At 55.3% G+C, this 25,063-nt stretch carries 34 protein-coding genes; 24 read left to right on the forward strand and 10 right to left on the reverse strand.

The annotated features are described in order from the left end of the window. Positions 1-44: 44 nt before the first annotated feature. The 3 genes from chrA (at position 45) to AB3G35_RS12635 (ending at position 3,710) form a co-directional block, all read left to right on the forward strand. Complete coding sequence (gene chrA / locus AB3G35_RS12625) at positions 45-1,253, forward strand: chromate efflux transporter (protein ID WP_340068799.1); 1,209 nt, start codon at positions 45-47, stop codon at positions 1,251-1,253. 559 nt (positions 1,254-1,812) lie between these two features. Continuing rightward, a complete protein-coding gene (locus AB3G35_RS12630; RefSeq protein ID WP_340068781.1) occupies positions 1,813-3,207 on the forward strand; it encodes a diguanylate cyclase in 1,395 nt (464 codons plus the stop codon). A 293-nt stretch (positions 3,208-3,500) separates the two neighbouring features. After that, positions 3,501-3,710: a hypothetical protein gene (locus AB3G35_RS12635; RefSeq protein WP_340068780.1), complete on the forward strand. Its 210-nt coding sequence runs from the start codon at positions 3,501-3,503 to the stop codon at positions 3,708-3,710. Between the two features lie 57 nt (positions 3,711-3,767). Here AB3G35_RS12635 and AB3G35_RS12640 read toward each other — a convergent pair whose 3' ends face one another. From AB3G35_RS12640 to AB3G35_RS12665, 6 genes are all read right to left on the reverse strand, one after another. Beyond that, positions 3,768-3,977, reverse strand: a complete 210-nt coding sequence (locus tag AB3G35_RS12640) for a hypothetical protein (RefSeq protein ID WP_340068798.1) — start codon at positions 3,975-3,977, stop codon at positions 3,768-3,770. A gap of 351 nt (positions 3,978-4,328) precedes the next feature. Further along, positions 4,329-5,378 (reverse strand): tyrosine-type recombinase/integrase, encoded by a 1,050-nt coding sequence (locus AB3G35_RS12645; protein WP_095025741.1) that lies wholly within the window; start codon positions 5,376-5,378, stop codon positions 4,329-4,331. Between the two features lies 1 nt (position 5,379). Next, on the reverse strand, positions 5,380-5,619 hold the full coding sequence (locus tag AB3G35_RS12650; protein ID WP_048358255.1) for a DUF4224 domain-containing protein: 240 nt from the start codon (positions 5,617-5,619) through the stop codon (positions 5,380-5,382). Between the two features lie 42 nt (positions 5,620-5,661). After that, entirely contained in the window at positions 5,662-6,147 is a 486-nt protein-coding gene (locus tag AB3G35_RS12655; protein WP_369781526.1) for a hypothetical protein, read from the reverse strand. Positions 6,148-6,196: 49 nt separating this feature from the next. After that, positions 6,197-6,343 carry a hypothetical protein gene (locus tag AB3G35_RS12660; RefSeq protein WP_369781527.1) on the reverse strand — a complete coding sequence of 49 codons (147 nt, stop codon included), beginning with the start codon at positions 6,341-6,343 and terminating at the stop codon, positions 6,197-6,199. 552 nt (positions 6,344-6,895) lie between these two features. Continuing rightward, positions 6,896-7,066 carry a hypothetical protein gene (locus AB3G35_RS12665; protein WP_019829093.1) on the reverse strand — a complete coding sequence of 57 codons (171 nt, stop codon included), beginning with the start codon at positions 7,064-7,066 and terminating at the stop codon, positions 6,896-6,898. Between the two features lie 264 nt (positions 7,067-7,330). Here AB3G35_RS12665 and AB3G35_RS12670 point away from each other — a divergent pair, with 264 nt between their 5' ends. Beyond that, positions 7,331-8,707: a hypothetical protein gene (locus AB3G35_RS12670; protein WP_369781528.1), complete on the forward strand. Its 1,377-nt coding sequence runs from the start codon at positions 7,331-7,333 to the stop codon at positions 8,705-8,707. 227 nt (positions 8,708-8,934) lie between these two features. Here the strand turns inward: AB3G35_RS12670 and AB3G35_RS12675 are convergent, their stop codons facing one another. The 4 genes from AB3G35_RS12675 to AB3G35_RS12690 form a co-directional block, all read right to left on the reverse strand. Continuing rightward, positions 8,935-9,282: a hypothetical protein gene (locus tag AB3G35_RS12675; RefSeq protein WP_369781529.1), complete on the reverse strand. Its 348-nt coding sequence runs from the start codon at positions 9,280-9,282 to the stop codon at positions 8,935-8,937. Positions 9,283-9,660: 378 nt separating this feature from the next. Continuing rightward, positions 9,661-10,044 (reverse strand): LuxR C-terminal-related transcriptional regulator, encoded by a 384-nt coding sequence (locus tag AB3G35_RS12680; RefSeq protein ID WP_369781530.1) that lies wholly within the window; start codon positions 10,042-10,044, stop codon positions 9,661-9,663. 572 nt (positions 10,045-10,616) lie between these two features. After that, on the reverse strand, positions 10,617-10,865 hold the full coding sequence (locus tag AB3G35_RS12685) for a DUF1654 domain-containing protein (protein ID WP_369781531.1): 249 nt from the start codon (positions 10,863-10,865) through the stop codon (positions 10,617-10,619). A 191-nt stretch (positions 10,866-11,056) separates the two neighbouring features. Beyond that, entirely contained in the window at positions 11,057-11,800 is a 744-nt protein-coding gene (locus AB3G35_RS12690) for a LexA family protein (RefSeq protein WP_369781532.1), read from the reverse strand. A gap of 30 nt (positions 11,801-11,830) precedes the next feature. On the opposite strand from AB3G35_RS12690, the gene AB3G35_RS12695 reads away from it, so the two are divergent. The 20 genes from AB3G35_RS12695 to AB3G35_RS12790 all read left to right on the forward strand — a co-directional run bounded on the left by AB3G35_RS12695 (position 11,831) and on the right by AB3G35_RS12790 (position 25,047). Next, positions 11,831-12,067 (forward strand): transcriptional regulator, encoded by a 237-nt coding sequence (locus tag AB3G35_RS12695; RefSeq protein WP_369781533.1) that lies wholly within the window; start codon positions 11,831-11,833, stop codon positions 12,065-12,067. A 238-nt stretch (positions 12,068-12,305) separates the two neighbouring features. Then, the gene (locus AB3G35_RS12700; RefSeq protein ID WP_369781534.1) at positions 12,306-13,220 is read left to right on the forward strand and encodes a DnaT-like ssDNA-binding domain-containing protein; all 915 of its coding nucleotides are present in this window, start codon (positions 12,306-12,308) and stop codon (positions 13,218-13,220) included. Further along, positions 13,217-13,912, forward strand: coding sequence for a replication protein P (locus tag AB3G35_RS12705; RefSeq protein ID WP_019829107.1), 696 nt, complete (start codon positions 13,217-13,219; stop codon positions 13,910-13,912). Before AB3G35_RS12700 ends, AB3G35_RS12705 begins: the two co-directional genes overlap by 4 nt. Then, positions 13,905-14,114 (forward strand): hypothetical protein, encoded by a 210-nt coding sequence (locus AB3G35_RS12710; RefSeq protein ID WP_369781535.1) that lies wholly within the window; start codon positions 13,905-13,907, stop codon positions 14,112-14,114. Before AB3G35_RS12705 ends, AB3G35_RS12710 begins: the two co-directional genes overlap by 8 nt. Next, the gene (locus AB3G35_RS12715; RefSeq protein ID WP_369781536.1) at positions 14,111-15,406 is read left to right on the forward strand and encodes a tyrosine-type recombinase/integrase; all 1,296 of its coding nucleotides are present in this window, start codon (positions 14,111-14,113) and stop codon (positions 15,404-15,406) included. Before AB3G35_RS12710 ends, AB3G35_RS12715 begins: the two co-directional genes overlap by 4 nt. Positions 15,407-15,408: 2 nt before the next feature. After that, positions 15,409-15,792 (forward strand): antiterminator Q family protein, encoded by a 384-nt coding sequence (locus tag AB3G35_RS12720; protein WP_369781537.1) that lies wholly within the window; start codon positions 15,409-15,411, stop codon positions 15,790-15,792. A gap of 156 nt (positions 15,793-15,948) precedes the next feature. After that, the gene (locus AB3G35_RS12725) at positions 15,949-16,500 is read left to right on the forward strand and encodes a hypothetical protein (RefSeq protein ID WP_369781538.1); all 552 of its coding nucleotides are present in this window, start codon (positions 15,949-15,951) and stop codon (positions 16,498-16,500) included. A gap of 303 nt (positions 16,501-16,803) precedes the next feature. Continuing rightward, positions 16,804-17,133: a phage holin, lambda family gene (locus AB3G35_RS12730; protein ID WP_019829116.1), complete on the forward strand. Its 330-nt coding sequence runs from the start codon at positions 16,804-16,806 to the stop codon at positions 17,131-17,133. A gap of 60 nt (positions 17,134-17,193) precedes the next feature. Continuing rightward, positions 17,194-17,391, forward strand: a complete 198-nt coding sequence (locus AB3G35_RS12735; protein ID WP_369781539.1) for a hypothetical protein — start codon at positions 17,194-17,196, stop codon at positions 17,389-17,391. Then, positions 17,388-17,717 (forward strand): HNH endonuclease, encoded by a 330-nt coding sequence (locus AB3G35_RS12740; protein ID WP_369781540.1) that lies wholly within the window; start codon positions 17,388-17,390, stop codon positions 17,715-17,717. The genes AB3G35_RS12735 and AB3G35_RS12740 overlap by 4 nt, the downstream gene beginning before the upstream one ends. A gap of 241 nt (positions 17,718-17,958) precedes the next feature. Then, positions 17,959-18,453 (forward strand): terminase small subunit, encoded by a 495-nt coding sequence (locus AB3G35_RS12745; RefSeq protein ID WP_340057521.1) that lies wholly within the window; start codon positions 17,959-17,961, stop codon positions 18,451-18,453. Further along, positions 18,454-20,127 carry a terminase large subunit gene (locus AB3G35_RS12750; protein ID WP_369781541.1) on the forward strand — a complete coding sequence of 558 codons (1,674 nt, stop codon included), beginning with the start codon at positions 18,454-18,456 and terminating at the stop codon, positions 20,125-20,127. Next, complete coding sequence (locus AB3G35_RS12755; protein WP_095003530.1) at positions 20,127-21,398, forward strand: phage portal protein; 1,272 nt, start codon at positions 20,127-20,129, stop codon at positions 21,396-21,398. The genes AB3G35_RS12750 and AB3G35_RS12755 overlap by 1 nt, the downstream gene beginning before the upstream one ends. 17 nt (positions 21,399-21,415) lie before the next feature. Beyond that, positions 21,416-22,078, forward strand: a complete 663-nt coding sequence (locus AB3G35_RS12760; protein WP_169883041.1) for an HK97 family phage prohead protease — start codon at positions 21,416-21,418, stop codon at positions 22,076-22,078. Between the two features lie 3 nt (positions 22,079-22,081). Next, positions 22,082-23,251, forward strand: a complete 1,170-nt coding sequence (locus AB3G35_RS12765; RefSeq protein WP_237149447.1) for a phage major capsid protein — start codon at positions 22,082-22,084, stop codon at positions 23,249-23,251. A gap of 37 nt (positions 23,252-23,288) precedes the next feature. After that, complete coding sequence (locus AB3G35_RS12770; RefSeq protein ID WP_369781542.1) at positions 23,289-23,555, forward strand: hypothetical protein; 267 nt, start codon at positions 23,289-23,291, stop codon at positions 23,553-23,555. Beyond that, on the forward strand, positions 23,552-23,884 hold the full coding sequence (locus tag AB3G35_RS12775; protein WP_369781543.1) for a head-tail connector protein: 333 nt from the start codon (positions 23,552-23,554) through the stop codon (positions 23,882-23,884). The genes AB3G35_RS12770 and AB3G35_RS12775 overlap by 4 nt, the downstream gene beginning before the upstream one ends. Continuing rightward, entirely contained in the window at positions 23,881-24,216 is a 336-nt protein-coding gene (locus AB3G35_RS12780; RefSeq protein ID WP_369781544.1) for a phage head closure protein, read from the forward strand. The genes AB3G35_RS12775 and AB3G35_RS12780 overlap by 4 nt, the downstream gene beginning before the upstream one ends. Further along, entirely contained in the window at positions 24,209-24,682 is a 474-nt protein-coding gene (locus tag AB3G35_RS12785) for an HK97-gp10 family putative phage morphogenesis protein (RefSeq protein WP_369781545.1), read from the forward strand. The genes AB3G35_RS12780 and AB3G35_RS12785 overlap by 8 nt, the downstream gene beginning before the upstream one ends. Further along, complete coding sequence (locus tag AB3G35_RS12790; protein WP_369781546.1) at positions 24,682-25,047, forward strand: DUF3168 domain-containing protein; 366 nt, start codon at positions 24,682-24,684, stop codon at positions 25,045-25,047. Before AB3G35_RS12785 ends, AB3G35_RS12790 begins: the two co-directional genes overlap by 1 nt. Positions 25,048-25,063 lie beyond the last annotated feature (16 nt).

The following is a 25,063-nucleotide window of genomic DNA, read 5'->3' on the forward strand; positions in this document are numbered from 1 at the left end:
ATTCGATTATTGAACCAGGCTTTTCGAACCAGATAGGTAAATGCATGGCCGTTTCTTATGTTGATGTGCGCAGCAGCGCTTGGTCGGTGTTTCTCATCTTCATACGTCTTGGGCTGACCTCGTTTGGAGGGCCTATTGCGCATTTGGGTTACTTCCGTGATGAGTTTGTCACACGACGGCGTTGGCTGAGCGAGCGTACCTATGCGGATTTGGTTGCGCTCTGCCAATTACTGCCCGGTCCCGCAAGCAGCCAGGTTGGCATTGCACTGGGGATGTCGCGCGCGGGATACGGCGGGGCCTTGGCGGCCTGGGCTGGCTTTACGCTGCCTTCGGCCGTGGCGCTGATCCTGTTTGCGCTGGGCATGTCCCAATGTGGCACAGCTATCCCCCCTGGCGTGCTGCATGGCCTCAAGGTGGTCGCTGTCGCGGTGGTTGCTCAAGCCGTTTGGGGAATGGCACGACATCTGTGCACAGACGTGCCGCGAATCACCCTCATGGCCATTGCGACCTGCGCCGCCCTGCTTGCACCGTCTGCATTGGGACAGGTCTGCGTGATTGTTGCTGCCGGACTTGCAGGCCTGCTGCTGTTCAAGCCCCGGCAGAGGGTTGAGCACGAACCACTGCCGATCACGATCAGTCATCGGGCCGGGGCGGTCTGGCTGTCGTTGTTCCTGATATTGCTGTTGGGTCTGCCGTTGTTGAACCAGCTGTTGCCCAATCAAACCGTGGCACTGGTGGATGCCTTCTACCGGTCCGGCTCACTGGTATTCGGTGGCGGCCACGTCGTTCTGCCACTGCTGCAAGCCGAAGTGGTGCCCTCCGGCTGGGTCAGCAATGAAGTTTTTTTGGCAGGATATGGCGCCGCGCAAGCTGTACCTGGTCCCTTATTCACGTTCGCTGCATTCCTTGGCGCATCTATGAACGCCCCCCCTTCGGGATGGGCCGGGGGGATGATCTGCCTGTTGGCGATCTATGTGCCTTCTTTTTTGATAACCCTGGGTGCCTTGCCGTTTTGGGAGCAATTGCGCCGTAGTGTGAGTACTCAGGCCGCGCTGGCCGGGGTCAATGCAGCGGTTGTCGGTCTGCTATTGGCTGCGCTTTATCAGCCGGTCTGGACTAGTGCCATTTTGCAGCCTGAGGATTTCGGCTTGGCATTGCTGGCCCTGGTTGCGCTGATGTTCTGGAAGCTTGCGCCGTGGTTGGTTGTCATCGGGAGCGGGATTGCAGGATGGGTTCTGAGTGTAATGATGTGAAAAGTGCGAAAGCCCTCAATGACGGTTTAAGAGCAATGGCTGTAGCTAAGGAATGGTCGAATACAGCCGATTGCAGCCAATTACGATGGACTGTTATCGACGCATAGCTGACGTTAGCCAAAGGCAGCAGTCGGCCGATTCTGTTGAAAAAGTCGCTCATGGCTTCCACGGCAGAAAAGTAAGGGCTTGAGATTGAAATCTTTACTTTGAGCAGAGGAATCCGGGCTCAGGTTTCGCATAGCGGCGCGCAAAAAAGGCGTTTTCAGCGGTCAGTATGCGCGCTGTCTGGAAGGACCGACTTTTTCAACAGAATCGGCCAAAAGCGGTCGCCCACTATCTAAGAAATTAAGGGCGATTCAATTATTAATTACAGAAAATTCACAGGAAGGCTCAGCACGCCTAAGCTATGATGAGATCAATGAAAACGATAATGCTCGTGTCTGGTCGATTAACACCCAAAGCTCTCTCTGTGGGCCTGATAGCTTTCATCTTTTTGATCTGTGTCACGCTAGTCTCCGCAATTGCTTGGCAGTTAAAGCAATCCGCGAACGAACGATTGATGAATGCCATAATTGCTGTCAGCAACATTGTTCGGGCTTCCGAGCAGCAGGCTGAAGATACCTTACGTCAGGCTGAAAGCATTCTAAGGAACCTTGCAGAGCGTGTTGAACATGACAAACTTGACGCGGAACAGAGAACTCGTTTATTCAAAGTAATGGCTAGCAATGTCGAGGCAACCGACGGAATTCAAGGATTGTTCATTTATAACAGTAATGGCGACTGGGTAGTCAATTCGTTTTCCTCTGAGGCTGTCGCAAAGAATAATAGCGATCGCTCTTATTTTATCTACCATAAGAATCACCCTGACACTGCCATCCATATAGGCCAGGTCATTTTGAGCCGCACCACCGGCGAAATGATCATCCCTGTCAGCCGCCGCACTCAATACCCAGATGGCAGCTTCAGCGGCGTGGTTTTGGCGACGTTGCCTGTCGCATATTTTCAACATTTCTTTGAGCGTTTAGACGTAGACAAGCAAGGGGTGATATTGCTCGCGCTGAATAATGGCGATTTGCTGGCTCGCCGCCCAATGATTGACACGCTGATGACTACTAATATCGCAAAGGGAGAGCTGTTTAGTCGATATTTAATAAACAGCGACGACGGAACAGCAAGCCTGACGTCTATGGTGGATGGGGTAGAACGAGTCTATGCCTATAGCCGAATACCGGGCCTCCCGATCGTCACTGCAGCAGGATTGTCATTAGACTCAGTTTTTGCTACATGGTGGACGTACGTCTATCAAGCATCGATTATGGTGGTGCTTATAATTATTGTGCTGACCAGTCTGGGATTTCTCTTTTACAGACAAATTCAACGTTTGTTGGTGGCAGAAGAGGAACTGCGTCTTGCGCAGCACGATTTAGAGCATATTGCGAAAACAGACAGCCTTACGGGGCTGCCTAACCGTAGGTGTTTCGACGCCAAACTGGCACAAGAGTGGTCGAGAACATTCCGCACTGAAAGTGGCGTAGCGCTCATACTCATCGATATAGATTGGTTCAAGCAGTACAACGACCATTATGGCCATGTTCTCGGCGACGAATGTTTAAAGCAAATCGCACAGTTAATAGGCAGAAACATAAAGCGCCCAGCAGACCTAGCTGCCCGGTATGGCGGGGAAGAGTTTGTAATCCTGCTTCCAGAGACAGACTTGGCAGGAGCAGTAAAGATCGCTGAGGAAGTGCGGTCAGCAATAGAAGCTGCAGACATTGAACATAGGGGCAGTTCGGCAGGCATTGTGACCATCAGCGCAGGTGTCGCTTCAAACCACCAGGATGGCGTAATTGAACCGGCTGATTTACTGGAAAAGGCCGACAGTCTTCTGTATCGCGCAAAAAAAATGGGGCGCAACCGAGTTGAGCATCAGTTTTGGGAAGTTCTCGAAACATAAAGCATCGCGGCAACATATAGACTCCCCGTAGATCCTTTTCAATCAATAGCACGTAGTTTCTCAGATCATCGGCGTGCTACTTATTGAATAGCCCCGGACTTCCTAGACGCTCCCGACACACAGTTTTGGCCGCTAGATGCCTTACTCGGCAGGCAGCAATGGGTCGGAAGTGGTCTTTCGTGGGCGACCGCTATTGGCCGATAGCTGCCTTTGGCCTGCGATAGTTCTGGGTCGAGAATGAGTGTCAATGGGCAGCAGCTAGACTGATGAGAGTACTAGGAAGGTGTGTACTGATGAAGAGGACAATTCTGGGGATGACCCAAGCTGGTGAGCCGTTGATCTTAGAGGCCTTAGAAGCCCTGCGTCTTTATCGTGAGGCTAAAGCTTCAGGACGCCCACAAGAAGAAATTGATCGCTTGAAAATATTGGCTGAGTCGCTAGTCCAGGCAGTAACCGATTATCAGCTTTTAGCGGTTGGTGATGACTCCATCAAGCTTCACTAGAGCTATTTTCAAGTGATTTACTCTGGGTAAATGCTTCTCTGCATCAGTTACGCTTTTTCATTCAGGTTGTATGAGCGTTTTTAGTGAAACGTTGATGAACTCTTCATTCTGGGTAATTACGTCTAGTGCCCCACGAACATTTTCTCCTACCTCAGATGGGCCTTGCAGCTCAATCCATAGTGTCAGTTCCATGATGGCAGCCTCAAGGGCAAGCTGATTTTCATTGAGTTTGTAAAGGAGGGCGGGAATTAGGTGTGAGTTCATGATATGTGATCCTCTGTGAGGAAAAGCATAGCCGGTGATTGTGCTGAGTGAGTATTTTGCGATGGGCAGGATGCGGTGCGAGGGGGGGGCAAATCAGTTCCGCACCTCAAAACCAAACCCTTCATATGCTTGGCGTTCAGTTGCCAAAATATGAAGCGCTTGCGGAATCGCATTATCCATAAGATTATGATTTTTAAGGAGAAAATAGTGGATTGCAAATCCGCCCACGCCGGTTCGATTCCGGCTTCGGCCTCCACATTCGAAAGCCCCGTAGATCAAGGTCTACGGGGTTTTTTATTGGGCGCAGGAAGGTGAAGTGTTCCATTACTTTGGGCATGGTGTTCCATAACTATTTCACTTTGTGGGCTTGGCGACGGCTCCGATACGCCGGTAAACCCGTTCCGTAATCCCTTCTTTTGAGTGCCCAAGAAGCGCGCTCGCCTCCGAAATATCTGCAATTTCCGACGCAGCCTTTGGCCTGATATCGCGAAACTGAAATTGCATGATCCGCTTTGCTTCCTCCTCTGATCCCGATGCTCTTGCCTTGTCAGCGGCAAGCAAGCGAGTGGCGTCCCAGCGGTTGCGCATCATTTGCCAGGACACCCGCACACCGCTTTTGCTGAGAATGAAATAAGGCGAGGTGTGAGCAGCATTGCGCTGCATGATTTGGTCAAGCAACAGCCCGAGACTGCTGCGGCCGATACTGGTGTTCAAGTGAATGCGCAGGCGCTTGCCCGTCTTGCCTTGGCGTACCAGCAGAAAATCCCCCGCCATATCGTCGCGGCGCATCGCCAAAACATCTGCCGGGCGTTGCCCAGTCAGGTAGGCCAAGTCCATTGCGTCCTGAACTTCTTGTGGTGCGCAGCCATAAACCGCTGCCCACACTTCGTCATTGGCGTAATAGTCCCTGGGCTTCTCTTTATTCTTGCGAACACCAAGGCACGGATTCTCCTGTCGAGTTAATCCCCACTCCCTGGCAATGTTGAATACATGCGAGAGCAAAGCGAGCTCTCTATTGGCTCGAGTCTTGGCAGAACGGGCATCGCGGTATTGGGCGACCATAGACGGCGATATCGCATCAATAGGCGCATCATCAAATACCGCCCTCAGTTGGCGAAGTTCGGCGGCATTGTCTTTTTGCGTCCTTGGGGCCTTCTTTGGAATTATGTCCCTGGCGTATCTATCAAATATCCCTCTCATTACAAGCAGGTCTAAAGGTTTTTCTTTTGACTCCAGTTCGGCCCACTTCATACGGGCCTGGTTAATATCCTTGCCCAGCGGAATGTCATGGCCCGTTGCATCGCGGTAATAGTAAGCCGTCCACACTTTCCCGTTTTTACGCAGGCGCGTGCGCTGATACATCCTTGGCGGCAGGTGTTGGTTTTCGGTTTTGCGAGGGCGCATTTCAACTTACTCGAGAAAAGTCAGGGGTCCAGGTAGGGGCTGGTGGCGGGGGTTGGGCTGCTAGTGTTGGCGAAATTATTCCGAGCTTCATACGGGCGAACATCCGGCCAACGAGAGGACGACCACCGCGACTTTCGATAAAGACCCAGTTGCGAGCCTTGAGCCATTGGCGCTGATAGCCACGGTGTTTGTAGCCGGTAAGGTCAGCCAGCTCTTCCTCTGAGAGGATTTCAGTTTCCATAGGTGTCTCTCCAAGCCGCCGTTCTTGGCAGTAGAAGGTTGGTTATCGGGTGGCTTTGGCGATTGCGTTGCTTGCTTTTGAAATTTCGGCGAGTTCTCGCTCATGCTCAGGAGTGGTGTGCTTGAGCTCGTTTGCCAGCAGAGTCCAGCGGTTCACGGCGAGACGCAGGGCCGCGACCAGCTCTTCGCATCCAGCCCGCTCTTCACGGCCGATATCCCAGAAGCGCTGGCCCCAGTGATCGACTGGCGGTGGGTTGTTGTTCTGGGCGCCCATGGCTAAGGCCCCAACAATCGCGTCACAGAGGTCGCGCTTGTAGGCATTGTCGCCGTCGATGCTCAGGCCGTGTCGGAGCAGGGAACTGACTACTTCGTTATCATCGAGGCCCTGATCCTTGAGGATGATGTCTTCCTCGGGCTTGCCTGGGGTGTAGATCATCAGTGCTATCTTGGCGCCGGGTAGGCAGTGAGCGCTGATCTTTACGAGCGCGTCATTTGCCACCTGGTGGAAACGCTGAAGGATTGCCGACATAGGGATACCTCTCCCGCCGATCACCGGCAGGCATTCAAAGAAGGGGGGGTTACGGGTAGTTTTTGCTGATGCGTTTGGCGATGGCTTCGAGTTTCTCGGCCATGGCCCACATGTCGTTGTTGTCGCGGCGTGATACCACTGCGGAGCGCTGGACGTTACGGTCTATCAGGATCTTGGCTGCCAGCAGGCGCAGCACATGCCGCCTTTGGGGTGGTTGGTCATGCCTGAGCCTCTCGCACTTCCTCTTGGGTGAGGTCATGCGCGGTTATGGCTTCGACCGTAAAAAACCCGGCTGGCAGTATTCGCGTGCCCAGGCTTTAAGCGGCTCTAGCGACGCCTCCAGATCTAGAAGAGCATGCTTGTCCCGTGATGGGTGCGCATCCACCCACTCTCCTGCGTCGCTTGATGCTACGTTGTTGAGCATGATTTCAGTGATCTGGTCTGCATCAGGCAAGAAGCCCGCCGGGTCGTTCTTGTGCTCGATTGCACGATAGACCGTGTCGCCCTCTTACAACCCAGGCTTGAAGCTGGCCTAGTGCCCATCGCCATCATGGCCGTAGTTGTCTTTTATCAGCTCCGCAAGGCTGTAGTAATCCCATGAGCTGTTATCGCAAGTGAGTGACCACTTTTCACCTGTTACAGGCGCTTCATAGCCCGGTGCGGAATTCGCCGCAGCGATCGGCAAAGCCACCTTAAACTGCTTGAGTTACTCGGCCGGTGTCGATCCCCAGCAATTTACCAGGCGCTCTTAGTCAATAGTCGAGCCTTCGTCTTTAGGCTCCCCCGATGGCTCGCTGGGTACCATGAAGAATTCACGCTCCACCTCATGCAGCAGATCGGCAGCGCGCTTAGTGTGTTCGATGGTGACCAAGAGTGTCGACAGCTCATGATTGGAGTTGAGGCCGAACAGCTTCGTCATTAGCTCACTATGCGCCCCTTGGGATGGTCAATTATTGTCAGTGATTGTGCATATTCTGCGATCTAGGCTGCAGTCGAAGAGCCGCGCCCTTAGTGGGGCATTACAGCGCGTTCGAAGCCGTCAATCCCTCTGCTCGTCATTGGTATGGCGCAAGCAGGCTGGATCATCCGTTATTTTTCGTTCGAAAAGGGATGCCTGCGCTTGTGGCACTGTGGGAAGATCGATAGATTTTTACATGAATTCATATGTCGACAAGGAAGGAAAATGAACGACTTAGCTCAGTCTGTAGACACAGACAGCGTCGCAGCCACAATTGATGTCGTAGAAGCTAGTGAAGAGGTTGAGGCGGAATTTGTCGATGCACCTTTGCACCTTATTGCAAGTGCATTAAGTAGGTTTGTGCACAAAGTTCACGATATAGAAGAGTCGGCAAAAAACTGCATTCCTCAAGCAAGAAAAGCATATATAAAGCGTGCAAAAGAAGTGCAGAGTACTTTTTTAATAAATCAGGCCATCATTGAAAGTGATTGCTCAGCTGAGGAGAAGCTAGTAGCTGCTCGTAATTTAAGAACGATGTTGAGGCTTGCGAGACGATTAGAGAATGATGCCACAATCGCAACCTTAGAGCGGAGTCTTTTTATAGGTTTGTTTACATGTTTTGATAAGTTTGTTGGTGAGTTGATAGAGGGTGTTTATTCTACACGAACGGACTTGTTTAAAAATATAGGAGCTCAATTTAGTGTTTGTGAAGTTCTAGAATATCCATCTCTTGATGAGTTCAAAGCGGCTGTGCTCGAAAAGGAAATCGAAACTGTCCGAAGGAAAAGTTACATTGAACAGTTTAAAGAGTTTGAGAAAAGATTTGCGTTTGAGACATTGACAAAATTCGATAGCTGGCCGGTTTTTATAGAGGCGTCCCAGCGTAGGAACCTATTTACTCACTGTGATGGGATTATTAGTCAGCAGTACCTTAAGATGTGTAAGGATGCTGGCTATAAACTTTCTGCTGATGCTGTAGTTGGTGGGCAGTTGGATGTTGGTGCGCAGTATTTTTTCAACACTTGTCATGTGGTTATGGAAGTTGGGGTTATGTTGGGCCATACAGTGTGGCGAAAAATGCTGCCAGATGAAAGGCGGCAAGCAGATTCAGAATTGAACTCATTGATATACGATTATCTTCATTTGGGGCAATTCCATAAGGCTGCCGCGTTATGTCGTTTTGCCCAAAAAATGCCGAAAATTTCTGAAGATTTAATGGATCGTCTTTTTACGTTGAATCATGCTATTGCTGTTAGGCAGATAAACGGAGTTGCTGCAGCAAAAAGAATTCTGGAGAAAAAAGATTGGTCATCAGTTATCTATGATTTCCGTTTGGCGCGTGCTGTTCTAGTTGAAGATTACGATTCTGCTAAAGGCTTTATGCTGAAAATTGGTAAGATTGGAGAGTTAATTCGTGATGAGGCTTATCACGATTGGCCATTATTTAAAGACTTTAGAGAGACTCCTCAGTTTTTGGAAGGTTATGAAGAGGTATATGGATATAAGTATCTTTCTAAGCTGTCAGAAATTGTTAACGATGCTCAAGTTGTTGCAGATCAGCACATAGCGGATGAGGAAAAAGACATGGAGGGTCAAGATTAGAAATGAAAATAAAAGCCACCTTCAAGGTGGCTTTTAATCTAACTGATTTTGCAGGGCTCATTACTTACATTTCTTTCATGGCAGTCATCCCTCTGCAATCATAGTTAGGAAGCTAATCTTTAGCATGGGCTTCGTGCGCCGTCAAGATGTGTTTATGGATCGCTTGTCATGGGTGCATTGCGTAACAGTCGTTCAACACGAGCATCGTACTGATGCGTTGACGCGCTTCACATTTGACTACCGAAGAAGACGAACACGGTCAGCGTGATGCCAAAGCGTAAAGTCCAACTGCTCAGGAATTTACCGAACTGCTTAACGTTGAACTTCCGAGCCTTCGCTTCCAGCTCATAGGAATGACTTACTGCGGCGTTGATACCAGTGCGCGTTGTGATGACCTTGTCTGTGGCCCGCTCAACGACTTCAAAGGCATTGCTGCCTATCGGCTTGACGATAAAGAGCGGCGCCAATGGCGGCGGCATTACGCCGGGCTTTTGGTAGAACTCGGCCGTGGCCTGATGAGCACGTGCGCGCAAGCCGTCGAGAACGGTGATGCGTTGGGCGATTGATGGATGCATGGTCGATCCTCGACTTGGGTTGCGGGTATTCGTCAGCGCTCTGGTCTTGCGACAAGGGAGGGCTGACGAATAACTGCAGGTATGAAAAAGCCCAGTCGAAACCGGGCTGTGTTGCACTCTTAAAACGCCACCGTATGTAAGAGCAAGGCTGTGCGGGCGTGCCCATCACGATTTACTTGTGCATGGCTGAATCCTCCGTTTTAAGTGTCAGCAGGGAAGGGGTGATGCAGGTGTCCAGCGTCTGCTGAGTTGGCGTCCGCATCGGTCTGTACTCAAGCCGGAACAAAGCCGGAGCTCAGACCGATGCGTCCTGTTGCTGGGGAGTACCAGGGGCTCGGGCAGTTAGCGACAGGCTGTCGTGGCGCTAGTTGATTCGGGTTATACGGTCAGTTCGAGCGCTTCGGCGCGTCGCACCAGGCGCATCTCGGCGAAGCGGCGTTCTGAAGGTCGGCGGTCTCGGCGCGACATTTCGCTGTCAGTAGTGGCGTGCATTGCGATCAGCCCGGCCAGTAGCAGGCAGAGCGGGGTGATGATCTGCCGGCGCATCGCTTCGGCGACCATCGCTCCCTGGCGGTGAACGCCGAGCTTGTACATGGCGCAGGCCAGTCGCTTGACCACGGTGCCCGGCGCAATGTCGAACGCTCTGGCGATCTCTTTGGCTGTCAGTCCCTGGGCAACTGACAGTACGAATTGCAGTTCCCGCGGCGCAAGGCCTCGGCCGAGGTGGCCTTTCCATGCACCGTCTACGATTGTCGATTCCATGATGTGTACTCGGTTGTTTTCCCGCTGCACCCGGCAAGCCAGGTGCAGAAGTGAAAGTGTCCGTAATACACCCAGGCTCGCTACTGGCGACGGCCTGGGGTTGTTGCATCAAGTTTGCTTTGTACGCTGGGGTGGGCCTGCCTTTCGGTTGATGCGCGGTCACATCGTCGGCCCTGCTGTCCGCTGCCTGACCAGGTATTGGGAGCGGCCTTCAGGCTTTCCGCTCCACGCAGGTGAATCGCTCACTTGTGCATGACTGCAAATCCTCCATTTGTTTGAGGTGTGTTGTTGCACGCCGTCTTACCGAGGTCGATACGGCAACACTCAGGGAGGCTCCAGCCTTTGAGTGCGCTAACGACCTTTCCCGTCCGGCGCTGTGTAGCTGTTCGTTGTTAAAGAGCGTTCGGGTTCCCCCTAGGTGTCCACTGGAGTTGTTTGGCTAAGCCTTAATAACTCAAGTTATGGAGCAAATAATAACCTAGGTTTTAATTGTGTCAATAACCTAAGTTATATTTTTGGCGGCAGGCGCAAAAAAACCCGCAGCTAGCGGGCTCTTTGGAGGGGGTGCGAGATTATTCGTCGGGAGATTGCCAGGTGATTTTCGTGGCGCCGGTTTCGGTCAGCGCAACCTTCACTCCGTCTGTTTCTTCTAAATCGCTGAGAAGCTGGCTCCAGTCTTCATCCAGCTCATTTGCCCCCTTAGATACGATTGCGCACCGAGTTTTTTGCGCGGCATGGGAGTTAACGATTTTCTGTATTCGTAGTCCCATCAACTCATACGTTCCAACGGTTTTTGCTGTAACGGAATTGCTCGTTGCCATAATTATCTCCTTGAATAGCTGTATACATATACAGTGTCAGAATTCTAAGTAAATCTCTCCGGTCGAGCAATGGCATATTGCCCAAAAGTCCAGAGTAGAGCGCTTGTCAGGGTTTTGATGGGCATGAAAAAGCCGGCGCTGGGCCGGCTTATCGAAGATTCTGCGAATCTATGAGTTGTGTTGGGGGGAGGTTACAACTTGCCCATCATGCGGACAGCCACTCCAATGATTCGACAGTCATCTGCGCACACCGCAATGGGGTAGGCCGGATTCAAAGGCTTCAAATAGGTTTTCCCGCCATCCTCAACAAGCTTTTTGAATGTTGCTTCATTGCTGTCGGCTAGTTTGGCTACAACCAATTTGCCTGATCGAACCTCGGCCTCGGTATCCACCAGGATCAGCATACCTTCAGGCACGCTCACACCTACCGGGGAGGTCATGGAGTCGCCTTTGACCTCCAGCCAGAAAGCCGGACCTTTTGAGTCGTAGTCAGACATTTCGTATCGGTCTGCGAATCCAGACGGGTAGGGCTCAACGGCTTCTGCCCAGGCGCCTGCCGCGACCCAGCTGATAACCGGATAGCGAAAAATCTGGTTTGGTTGGGCGATCATTCGAAGGTTGCTCGAATGGCTCTCGGACTGTTGAGGCGCTTCCTTCCCCGATGTGAGCCACTCGGCACTCACCCCTAAAGCCTTCGCGATATCTACCAATCGCTTGGACGTGGCATTACGCCCGCTCTCCAAGTGCTGGATCGTTACCTGGCTGACATGCGCCCTTTCCGCGAGCTGCTGCTGGCTCAAATTGAGCTCAACGCGCTTGGCGTGAATACGGTCTTTAAGGCTTTCGCTGTTTGTTTGCATACCTTGAAGGTTAAAACACACGTTATCGGCATTCAAATAACATGTGTTGGCCATTTTTATAACTTGAGTTATCATTTTTGGCACGACCCATTGAGGCACTTATTCATGCCAGGCAAAGAAAGACCCATAGACCAGGTGGTTCGACTCGCAGGAGGGCAGGCTGAGTTGGCTCGCCGCTGCAATACGAGTCAGCCACGTATCTGGCAGTGCATCAACCGCAACCAGCGAGTTCCTGCTGACCTCGTCATCCCGTTTGAGAAGGCCGTGAAGGGGCAGGTGACTCGACACCAGTTGCGACCAGATCTCTATCCCTTGGAAGCACTTGAAGCATCGAGTGAGTGAATTATCCGCTCGTTTCAAGCGCGGAAATAGCACCTCGGATTAGCTGTTAATCCATCCAGTTACCAAATCGCAGGCAAAAAAAGCCGGTGGCTTAGACCGGCTTTTCCACAGCTTTACAGCAATTTGAAGGAGCCATTATGAGCACCATTCCAGCATCAAGCAATACCGCCGACTCAATGCCGTGCCCTGCGTTGAATCCTTTCTTCATTACCGTGGCCACCACGCGGGAGGTCGTGTAATGGCCCGCGCACGCAATATCAAGCCCGGACTGTTCACTAACGAAGTGCTTGTTGATCTCCCTGCATTTGACCGCCTGCTGTTCATTGGTTTGTGGTGCCTGGCAGACCGAGAAGGGCGGCTTGAAGACCGTGTCAGGCGTATCAAAATGGAGCTGTTTCCCTGTGACAACTACGACATCGAGGTGGGCCTGAATAACCTTGCTGGGGCAGGCTTTATTACGCGCTACACCTCGGAGGGTTATGCGGTTATCGAGGTCAGCAACTTTACGAAACACCAGAACCCCCACGGGTCAGAGAAAGACAGCGAGCTACCAGACGTTAACGGTTATCTGACCGTTAACGAACGGAAAAACAAACTCGTCGTTAAGGGTTCTGCCCGCAAGTTTCACGTTAAGGAACTGGGCAATACCGTTACTGCATCGTTAGGGGCGGTTAACCCACCGTTACTTAACGCCCTGATTCCTGATTCCGGATTCCAGATCCCTGAAGAAGATCAAAACCACACTCTTGGCGCGGACGACAATTTTTCGCCTACGGAGCCTGAGCAAAACTCGACAACCGTTGAATCCTCGGCAGTTCAGCCAGAGCCAGCCCCGGAATCTGTTAACCCCAAGGTCCCAGTAGAGATGACTCTGGACTGGATGCCCGATGCCAATCTCTTGCAGACCTACTGCATTCACTTCGGCGTATCAGCTGACCTGTTCACCAAGAAGGCTGTTGCCCCATTCACCGCTCACCATCAAACCGAAGGCGCACTGAACACCCAGGCTAAGTGGGTTTCGCTGCTGGTCAGGTGGGTGAAGTCAGATAGCACCCGTACTAGCAACGTCCGCCAGTTTCCGGCCAAGCCTCGAACTGAGGACGCCTACGACGACGAAGACACCACCTGGCTGAATCAGGAGTCCACCCAATGAATCAAGTTTCAGTAATTGCCACCGGCCTGTGGGCCAAAGTGCAGACCGGCCAGTTCATCGCTGCCGGTGAAAGCGAAAACATCCAGCCCGCCGCCGAGCTGTCCCAGGCCACGGCCAAGGTCATCAACGGTCTGTTCCGCGAACTGCGATCGATTTTCCCGGCGTGGAAGCAGGCTTGGCCAGATATGGCGACCTACAAAGCCGCCAAGCAGCAGTGGATGCGCGGGTTCCTTGAGGCCGGGATCTGCAGCACTGAGCAACTGCGCTTCGGCCTGATGCAGGCACGCCAGGCCGCCAAGGATTTTGTGCCGAACGTGGGCGTGTTTATCGGCTGGTGTACGCCTACAGCGGAAATGCTCGGCCTGCCGAGGCTGGCTGCGGCTCACCGCGAGGCTTGCCGTAACGCACATCCGTCGATGGCCGGCCAGGCCAAGTGGACCCATGACGCGGTGTGGCACACGGCCAAAGAGTGCGGTTTTGAAAACCTCAACCGGCTGTCCCATGACCTGAGCATCAAGCTGTTTGAGCGTAATTACACGATCACGGTGCGCCGCATTCTGGCGGGCCTGCCGTTGCAGAAAATGCCGCTAGCTTTGCCGCCCCGGGCCATTGAACGCAGCGCGCCCGAAGTGGGCAACAAGGCTCTGGCGGCGCTGCGGGCCATGCGTTCGGGAGGTGCTGCACATGCCTAACCATCATCTGGCCCCGGTTGAACTGAGCGCCTACCGCTGGGCCGTTCACTGCTGCTCGTACAAGCTCGACTTGAGCCATAAGCCCGACCGGGCCGTGGCCCTGTTTGAGCACGAAAGCGCGGCAAGGTACTTCGGCGGGCTGATGTGGCCCAGCACCTTTGAAGTGGTGGACCTGCAATCACCTGTGGGAGCGGGGCAATGAACGTCAAAATCAAAACCCTGACCGTGAAGCTGTCCGACGCCGAGATTGGGCGGAATGCCAAGCTCGAGCATGTGCGCGACCTGCGCGATGCTGGCCACCCGGCGCTGCACTTTCGTTTCTCCAAGAACCGCACCCGGGGCTCCTGGTACTTGGTCAATAAGCGCCGCTGGCATCGCATCGGCGCCTTTCCGGCCTTGAGCGCCAAGCAGGTGTTGGCCGAGCTGCCGGCCGTGCGCTTGCGTGTTTCAGCTGATGCGGGCTCAACCATTTCCCAGTGGGCTACCACCGGCGAGCTGCTCACTTGGTACGCCGATCGCATGGCTCGTGACCGCAGCCTGTCGGCCAAGCGCAAGAACACCGGCGCCTCGGCCATGAAGTGCCACCTGCTGCCGCGCCTGTGTAACTTGCCGCTAGTTGAGGTCAACAAGGCCGCGCTCGATACCTTGTTCATGTGGCCACTGCAGGAAGCACTTTCCATCGACTATGTGCGCTTGGCATTCCAGTTGCTGGCCCTGGCATTCCGTCAGGCGTTGAAGCTGGGTCTGATCACGTCCAATCCAATGGCGGGCATCAAGTTCAGCGACTTCTCCAAGGCCAAGGTCGGGATCAAGCCGTCGCGCCTGCGTGGTGTGCAGTTGCAGGACCTGCTGGGCGAATTGGGTCAGGCCATTGCGAACGCTCCGGCTGACGCCATGCTGGCCCTGATGATGCTTTGTCACGGCACGCGAATAGGGGAGACCCGGCAAGCACGATGGCCGCATATCAGCCTGGCCGAACGCGAGTGGTTTATTCCGGCTGAGCACACCAAGACAGGCGTGGAGCATCACCTGCCATTGACCGACCAGGTGCGCAGCCTGTTGATCCAGTACCGCGAAACCCAAACCGCCCGAGGCTATGACGGCCAGTACCTGTTCCCGGCGCGCAATGGCAAGGCACTGAGTGAAGGGCAGGCCAGTGCCGTGTTCACCCGGTTGGGCAAGGGCGAGTGGACCAGTCACGACCTGCGCAAGGTGGCCCGTACCGGCTGGGCAGACCTCGGCATCGACCACCTGATCGGTGAACTGCTGATCAATCACGCGATGGGTCACAACGTGAAGGTGTACATCCAGTCGGACGTGATGGGCCGCAAGCGTGACGCGCTGGATAAGTGGCACGGCCATCTAGACCAGAAGGGTTTCAGCCTGATCCACGGGCAGACAGGCGTTAGATTCGGAGAATCCGGTAATACGCTGGAGGCCTCTAACGGCGGGGCGTGCAGCGCTATTCAGAAAACAACCATAGGTGAGGATTAAAAATGATGATTCGTAAAACGCTGCACCGGCCTTTGGGTGATACCGAACACATGCTTGAGCAGTGGGGCTGGTGGCGAATGGACGGTATGGGGATTCCCAGTTATGCCTCGCCAATGCTTGCCCTGATGCGTGATGCGCTGCCATCCAGCACGAAGTCGTACACGATCACCGACGAGCTGGCATGTGCCGTTGATGGGGCGTTAGCCAGGCTGTGCAAGCGTGACCAGCAGATGGGCGACATGGTGTGGCTTTACTACGGATCCAAGTGGCCGGCAGTGCGGGTGGGTCGGCACTTCAAGGTGAGTGAGATGAAGGCGCGAGAGCTGATCAAGGCGGGTGTGGCCTGGATCGACTGCGCTCTCGATGCCCTGCGCGAAGCTGCGTAAAAAGAGTTGTCCATATGGAATAGCTCTGTTTTCATAGCACCGTGTTTAGCTGTTACAGCGGGACACCACAGATAAAGCCCGATCATTGAGTCGGGCTTTTGCATTATCTAATTACCTGCTGCATTCTCTAGGCTCAATGGAACGAGACCTCATATAGTGAATCCGATAATCTCTAGCGAAATTCAAACCCTTTTTGATGCTGTCGTCGGCCTGTTGGGTAGTGGGCGCCCAGAAGGTTATTCAGGTGGGGTTCCTCTGTTTTCAAATTCCCTTACGGAAGAGCAGACCGAAGAGATACGAGTTGGGCTTCAGACTAGGCTTGCTGAAGTCGCGGACGGGGCAGTTCCAGTAGTGACCGTCGCTCAACCTCAGGACGAAAATCAGGCAGGTGTTCTAAAGGTTAGTTTTCTTAAGATTTATGTTGAGGAACTCTATGAGCTTGATTGGTTTGTAGACGTCCAAGGCGATGCCTGTTGGTATTTCAAAACCGGAGACAAGAAGTCGGCACGACAGTTAGCAGATTTCTTCAACCTTCCGGAAAACAGAGGAAAACTCGAAGCTTTCAGGTCTGAGTCTCGAACCGAGACAAGCCTTCTAAAGCACTGGTTACTTCAGCTGCGACCGGAAATCGATGTTGTTAAGTTCGGATATAAAAGCACCGGGCAAATGGAGTTGGTTAAGTCGGATATCCTTGGCTCGGTTTCGTAGGTCGAACGATTAAAAGCCCAAGCATTCAACTGGGCTTCGTCGCTTCTGCAGATAGCGTGCGCAAGTAAAGACCACAGCTGCGCTGTGTAGTCTGCCAAAGCCGTGCGCTTCCTGATCAGTTACGCGATGAGAAGCTGAGGTACGTGCTCCAGCAAGTCGTTTCAGCATTTACTCTGTGCACCCATATCCAGCCTCGGCATTTGCCGGGGCTTTTTCGTTTTCGGCCCCGCCACACCCATCGCCTCAAGCTGGGAGTGCTGTCGGGGCCGAACCTATTCTGCTCCCAGCTCGGGAGGACACCGGATGCCTCATATGCCTGATAAGCCAGACACCTGGGTGATAGCGCTCGCGTGGCTGAGTCAGCACTCGCCGACGATCTATGCCGCCACACTGTCCTTTGTAATGGCGGCGCTGCGGATCATCTATGGCGGGGGCACTCGGCGGCAGGCGATGCTCGAAGCAACCATCTGCATGCTGCTCACCACCAGCCTGATCGCGGTGCTGGAGTACTTCGGCCTGCCGTCCAGCCTGGCTACCCCGGCAGGCATCTGGATTGGTTTCTTGGGTGTGAAGAAGATCGCCGACCTGGCTGACCGCTTCGCTGACTTCAAGCTGCCACGGCGGTCCGAGTGATGGCCTGCAGCGGATGCGCCGCCCGGCGTGAACAACTCAACAAGTGGAAGGCGATTGCATATGAGCGAGCAGCAGAGCTCTTTGGCTGGCCTGCTCAGCCAGGTACTGGCCGAACAGATCCATCAGACAGCGATCCTCCAGCGGATATCTACCCAGCAGACCCAATTGATCACAGCCTTGGCGGAAGAGGGGATTGAGCAGGACCCCGAGTCAGAGCCTCTGACCTACATGAGCGGCGCACCGCGCCATCCAGCATGAGCCGCCTCAAGACACTGGCCACACGCCTGCAACCCCAAGCCAATCGCATCGCAACCGCAGTGCCTGGGTCATGGCGCAATGACAAGGCCACCTCGACGCAGCGTGGTTACGGTTACGCATGGCAACAGGCGCGACTGGTGCACCTCAATGCCCATCCCCTATGCGTCTACTGCGAGCGTGATGACCGGGTGACAGCGGCCAGCGTGGTCGACCACGTCATCCCGCACCGTGGCGACATGACGCTGTTCTGGGATCGCAACAACTGGCAGTCGCTGTGCAGACCTTGCCACGATATCGTAAAAAAACGAGAGGAATCAGCAGGTTGAACAGGCTGAAATGTCAATCTTTATTGCTCGTTCCGGTCACAAATATGCAAATAAGAATATTTATCAATAAAGTTGTTGCAATTAATTCTTATTTGTAAATCTGAGAATGATTCTTATTTGATTTGATGAGAATATTTCTCATTTGGTGGAGGGGGGAGGGTAAAACTCCAGAGGCCTTTTGCTCCTAGACCACCCATCCCCGCACGCGCACATTTTTTCCCCTTTTCAGGAATTTTTGTTAATGGCTTTAACACCCAAGAAGCGGGCATTCGTCGACGCTTTGCGGGGCGGTGCCTCAAACAAGGACGCAGCCATCGCCGCAGGTTACGCGGCGTCCAGCGCATCGGCTGCCGGATCACGGCTGGCAAAAGACCCTTACGTCATGGCTGCAATGGCCGGGACCACCTTTAACAAAAAAGTTAACAAAATTGTTAAAGCTCCAGCAGCGCAACAACCGGCTGCTGATGCGCCACAAGCAGCTGATCCCGATGACGGCCCGGGATTCGATTTGAACAGGGCCTTGTCATTCTCCGACCCGAAAGCGTTCCTGCTGGCTGCCATGAATGACCATGAAGCCGAGGCAAAGCTGCGGGTCGATGCCGCCAAAGCGCTGATGCCCTTTATGCACCCGCGCAAAGGCGAGACCGGCAAGAAGACTGAGCGCGAAAACGCGGCGAAGGTTGCCGGGGCAGGGCGCTTCGGCTCAAGCCCACCCCCATTGAAGGCGGTCAAGTAAATGCAATGGACGACCGCCTGCCCGGACTGGGAGCAGAAACTGCGCCTGGGGCAGTCGATTATCCCGCGCCCTCTATTTCCACAAGAGGCCGAAGCGGGTCTGGCGGTGTTGCGCGAACTGAAGATCGTCGACGCCCCGGGCAGTCCGACCATTGGCGAGTCCTGCGCCGAGTGGGTGTTCGACTTTGCCGGTGCGATCTTCGGCGCCTACGATTACACCACCGGGCGCCGGATGATCTCGGAGTACATGCTGTGTATTCCGAAGAAGAACTCCAAGTCGACCATTGCTGCCGGGATCATGCTTACCGCGCTGATCCGCAATTGGCGCATGTCGGCCGAGTTCATCATCCTGGCCCCGACCAAGGAAATTGCTGATAACTCGTTCAAGCCTGCGGCCGATATGGTCAAGCACGACGAAGAATTGCGCGACCTGATGCACGTCCAGCCGCACTTACGCACCATCACCCACCGCGAGACCGGCGCAACGCTCAAGGTAGTGGCCGCCGATGGCGACACGGTGGGCGGCAAAAAGGCCGTGGGCGTGCTGATCGACGAAGCCTGGCTGTTCGGCAAGAACGTGAAGGCGCCGGACATCATCCGCGAAGCCACGGGCGGCTTGGCGTCAAGGCCTGAAGGCTTTGTGATCTGGCTGACCACGCAGTCCAACGAGCCGCCCGCCGGTGTGTTCCGCGAAAAGCTCAAGTACTCCCGCGCCGTACGCGACGGGCGTATCGATGACAACCAGTTCCTGCCGGTGATCTACGAGTTTCCGCAGGCGATGATTAAGAGCGGCGAAGCCCGCCTGGTCGAGAACTTCCACCTGGTGAACCCGAACATGGGGTTCTCGGTGGACGAAGCCTTCCTGCTGCGCAGCTTCAAAATGGCGCAGGAAGCGGGCGAAGAAGAGCTGCGCGGCTTTCTGGCCAAGCACGCCAATATCGAAGTCGGTCTGGCGCTGCTGTCCGAACGCTGGGCCGGGGCGGACTTTTGGGAGGTGCAGGGCAAGCGCCCTGGCTTGAGCTTCGATGACCTGCTACGCCAGTGCGAAGTGATTGATATCGGCATCGACGGCGGCGGGCTGGATGACTTGCTGGGCTTTGCAGCGGCTGGTAGGCATCGGGTGACACGCGAGTGGTTGTTGTGGAATCACGCTTGGGCTCACCCCTCGGTGTTGGTCCGTCGCCAGTCCGTCGCTGCCAACTTCCACGACTTTGCCAAAGACGGAAACCTCACCCTGGTCGACCAGATCGGTCAGGACGTGGAGCAGGTAGCCAATCTGGTTGCCCGGGTTGAGCAATCCGGCCTGCTGGACAAGGTCGGGCTCGACCCGGCGGGTATCGGCGCGATTCTCGACGCCCTTGTCGAAGCCGGCGTACCCGAAGAAAAGGTCATTGGTATCTCTCAGGGCTGGAAGCTCGGCGGCGCAATCAAAACCGCTGAGCGAAAGCTGGCCGAAGGCACCTTGATCCACGGCGGCCAGCCAATGATGGCCTGGTGCTGCGGCAACGCCAAAGTCGAGCCACGCGGCAACTCGATCCTGATCACCAAACAGGCTTCGGGCTCGGCCAAGATCGACCCGCTGATGGCCACGTTTAACGCGGTGACGCTGCTGTCACTGAACCCCATGCCTTCGGCAAACATCGATGACTTCCTCAATCGACCAATGAGTATGTAATGGCAGACACCGACTACAGCATTGACCTGCGCACCCGCAGTCCTTTCTGGGCGCGTATGGCGAGCTTCTTCGTTGGTGGGCGCCTGGTCTCTCCCGAGAAGGGCTCGCAGACCGGGCCTGTCTCCGCCACCGGCGTGGTGGGCGACTCAGTCGTCAACGATGAACGCTCGCTGCAAATCTCCACCGTGTTCGCCTGCGTGCGGCTTATCTCCAGCGTAACGGCTTGCCTGCCCTTGGACGTGTTTGAAACCAAGGGCGAGGATCGATCCAAAGTTGGCTTTGATAATCCGCTGGCACGCCTGCTGCGTTACAGCCCCAACCAGTTTATGACCGCCTTCGACTTCCGCGCCGCCATGACCATGCAGCTTTGCTATTACGGCAATGCCTACGCGCTGATCGAACGCAACAGCGTGGGCGACATCATCAGCCTGGTGCCGCTGATGTCGGTCAATATGGACGTGCGGCTTGAAGGCAAGCGTGTCGTGTACCGCTACCGCCGCGACAGTGAATACGCCGACTTCAAACAGTCGGAGATTTTCCACCTCAAGGGCTTCGGTTTTAACGGGCTGGTGGGGCTTTCCCCGATTGCCTTCGGCGCCAAAACAGTCGGTGTCGCGGTGGCGATGGAGGATCAGCAGCGTGACTTCTATGCCAATGGTGCGAAGTCGCCGCAGATCCTGATGACCGGCGACGGCAAGACGCTCAACAAGGCCCAGCGCGACCAGCTTGAGGAAAACTTCAAGGAGATCTCCGGTGGCCCGGTTAAAAAGCGCCTGTGGGTGCTGGAGGCAGGGTTCACCACTCAGGCCATCGGCGTCAGCCCGCAGGACGCCGAAACCATGGCGGCGCGCAAGTTTCAGGTTAGCGAGCTGGCCCGATTCTTCGGCGTACCGCCGCACCTGGTGGGCGATGTCGAAAAGTCCACCAGTTGGGGCTCCGGCATCGAGCAGCAGAACCTCGGTTTCCTGCAGTACACCCTGGACCCGTACCTCGAAATCTGGGAAACCAGCATTTTGCGCTGGCTGATCAAGCCCGCTGACTTGGGCCGCATCCACGCCGAGCACAACCGCGACGGATTGTTGAGCGGTGATTCGACGGCCCGGGCCAATTACATGAAAACCCAAATCGACACGGGCCTGCTTACGGTGAACGAGGGCAGACGTGTCGGTAACCGGCCGCCACTCCCTGGCGGCGATGTCGCAACCCGGCAGTCTCAGAACGTGCCGCTTACCCAACTTGGCAAAACGAACCCCGCACCCAGCGGGGTTTAGTTTTTCTGGAGACTGAAATGCCGAGCATTTGCAAAACACTGGCCTTCGATCAGGCCGCAATCAAGTTCTCCAGCGGCGGCGCCCAAGGCATTTTCGAAGGCTATGCCAGCGTCTTCAGCGTGGTCGACAGCGACGGCGACATTATGGAACCGGGCGCCTTTGCTGCCGCACTGAAAACCCAATCCCGGGCGGTGGCGATGTTCTTCAACCACCGGCGCAATGAAATCCCGGTGGGCAAGTGGCTGGATCTGTCGGAGGACAGCACGGGCCTGCATGTCCGGGGTGAGCTGACCCCCGGCAACCCGCAGTCGGACGCCCTCAAGGCGGCAATGATCCACGGCACCGTGGGCGGCATGTCGGTGGGCTTTTCGGCGGCAAAAGGTGACTGCGCGCCCATTGCGACCGGCTATTCGTTCAAAAACGTCTCCCGCTTGAGCGAAATCAGCATCTGCACCTTCCCCGCGAATGAGCACGCCACGGTATCGGCGCTCAAGAGCATGGACACCATTGAAACCATCCGTGACGCGGAGAACTGGCTGAGAGATTCCGCCGGGCTCTCCAAGTCGGAAGCGTTGGCGTTTATCGCCCGCATCAAGTCCGCAGTTCGGAGCGACTCCGAAGGTGGCGAAATCAACGCGATCCTTGATCGCATCAAGTCCTTCCCATCTGTAGGAAACTAATTCATGTCCGAATTGGCTGATATCCAAAAGGCAATCGAAACCGCGCAAACGAACATGACCCAACTGTTCGATGCGCAGAAAAAAGAGATCGCCGCCACTGGCGAGATCAGCAAGAAACTGCAAACCGACCTGCAGACCGTCCAGGCCGATCTGACCAAATCCAGCACCCGGCTGTTTGATCTGGAGCAGAAGCTGGCGGCTGGCAGCCTGGACAACCCTGAGACCAAAAAGTCCTTCGCCGAGCGCACCGCTGAAGACCTCAAGAAGTCCTGGAACGGCTCGACCTCCGGGAAAGTTGACGTGAAGACGTTCAACAAGGCTTTGGGCAGTGGCTCGGGTTCGGCGGGAGCGCTGATTCAGGCGCAGCAAAACCCTGGCATCCTGATGCCCGGCCTGCGCCGCCTGACCATCCGTGACCTGTTGGCCCAGGGTCGCACCACGTCCAATGCAATCGAATACGTTCGTGAAAACGTCTTCGTCAACAGCGCCGCATCGGTGGCCGAAGGCACTCTGAAGCCTGAATCTCAGCTGACCTTCACCAAAGAAACCGCCAACGTCAAAACCATTGCCCACTGGATTCAGGCATCGCGCCAGGTGATGGATGACGCGCCGATGCTGGAGTCTTACGTCAACAACCGCCTGCTGTTTGGTTTGGCGCTGGTGGAAGAGGGCCAACTGCTCAACGGTGACGGCACGGGCGACAACCTGATCGGCCTGAACAAGGTGGCTACGGCCTACGATGCTGGCCTGGATGTCGAGGGCGATACCCGTGCCGACCAGATTGCCCATGCGATCTTCCAGACCAGCGAATCCGAGTTCGAAGCCTCGGGCTTGATCCTCAACCCCCGTGACTGGCACGCCATTGCGCTGCTGAAAGACGCGGATGGCCGTTACATCTTCGGTGGCCCAGCTGCATTTGCGGCGAAGGTCATGTGGGGCCTGCCGGTGGTGGCCACCAAGGCCCAGGCGCTGGGCACCTTCACCGTGGGCGGTTTTGATCTCGCTTCGCAGGTATGGGATCGCATGGACGCCACGGTCGAGGTCAGCAATCAGGATCGCGACAACTTCGTCAAAAACATGCTGACCATCCTGTGTGAAGAGCGTTTGGCCCTGGCTCATTACCGTCCAACCGCGATCATCAAAGGCACCTTCACCCCAGCTGCAGGCGGCTGATTATCGAGGCGGGGCAGGTAACTGCCCCGGTACCGCAATGACCAAAATTCGCGCACTGCGTCAGTTCTCGCACTATCACGCTGGCAGCTTCAACCAGTTCGAAGTGCGGGTGGTTAAAGACGAATATGCAGAAGCATTGATCGGAATGGGCTTGGCAGAAGAGGTCCAGGCCGATCCAATCCTGAAGCCAGAGCCAGAGCCAGAGCCAGAGCCAGAGCCAGAGCCAGAGCCAGAGCCAGAGCCAGAGCCAGAGCCAGAGCCCACAACTCCAGTCGACCTTGAGAAGAAAGGCTCGAAAAAATGACCATCACCGTCGCGGATCTTCTGTCGATTGAGCTGATGCGCAAGCACCTGCGGGTCGATCACCAGGAGGACGACGACCTGATCGAGCTGTATGCAGAGTCTGCTTTGGCCTGGGCTTTTTGGTACTGCGACAACCCTGCATTTCTTCAAGCCAGCGACATACCCGCATCATTCAAATCAGCGCTGCTATTGCTGCTTGGCAACTCCTACGCCGTCCGCGAAGCGGTTGTTGTGGGCACCACGGCGGACAAGGTGCCGCTCGGGGTGGAGTCGTTGCTGTGGTCGTCCCGCAACTTCACTGGCCCGGCCAGAAAGGAGCCTGAGCCATGAGAGCGGGGGATCTGCGACACCCGGTCGTCATCCAGCACCAAACCACACAGCAAGACCCGGCCACAGGCGAGGTAGCCACAGCCTGGGTCGATTTTGCGCGAGTCTGGGCTGCTGTCGATCCACTCAGCGCCCGCGACCTGATTGCCGCGCAGGCCAGCCAGTCCCAGGCCAGCGGACGCATCACGATCCGCTATCGCCCGGGCGTGCTGCCAACCATGCGCATTCTGCATCGCGGGCAAGTCTTCACAATCATTGGTCAACCGCTCCCGGACAGAAACTCGGGCCTGGAGTATCTGACCCTTGTTGTCGCTACGGGGGTGAATGATGGCTGACGGCATGCACTTCAATATTCAGGGGCTCAATGGAGTGGTCGACAAAATGCGCACCCTGGGCCCACGGCTGCAAAAGAAAGGTTTGCGCAAAGCGGCGCGGGCAGCGATGAACATCGTGCGTGACGCCGCGAAAGCCAACGCCAAGGCCATCGACGATCCGGCCACCAAAGAGAAGGTGTTCCGCAACCTGATCACCCAGGAGTCGAGCAAGCAGTCCAAACGCGAAGGCGGGGTGGTGATGCGGGTCGGCGTGCGCGGCGGCTCGGGCTCAAATCAGCACAGCAAGGACGCCTCCGGCAACCCGGGCGGCGACACCCGGCACTGGCGTTACATCGAGTTCGGTACCGAGCACAACCCGGCGGTGCCGTTTATGCGCCCGGCCTTTTCCAGCAACGTGCAGGCGGTCACCGATCGCTTTGTCGCGGTGTTGAACACTGAAATCAACGCTTTGTTGGGGGCTCGCTGATGTACGCACCGATTTTCGCCGTGTGCGCCGCTGACCCGGCGGTAACGGCCTTGCTGGGCGTTTCGCCTGTGCGGATCTACCCCTTTGGCGAAGCGCCTGAAGGGGTGGCCAAGCCCTATGTGGTGTGGCAGATGGTCGGCGGTAATCCTGAAAATTATCTGGCTCACCGCCCGGACATCGACGGTTTCAGTCTGCAAATCGATGTTTATGGGCTCTCCGTGACCCAGGCCCGTGACGTTGCCAAAGCCGTCAGAAACGCTATTGAACTCCAGGCCAATATTGCGCGCTGGGGCGGCGACTCACACGACCCTACTACCAATACCTACCGCTACAGCTTCGATGTGGACTGGCTGGTACCGCGCTAAACCAACACCGATCCCC

This window comes from Pseudomonas sp. WC2401, from assembly GCF_041200115.1.
GTDB lineage: Bacteria > Pseudomonadota > Gammaproteobacteria > Pseudomonadales > Pseudomonadaceae > Aquipseudomonas > Aquipseudomonas fragi.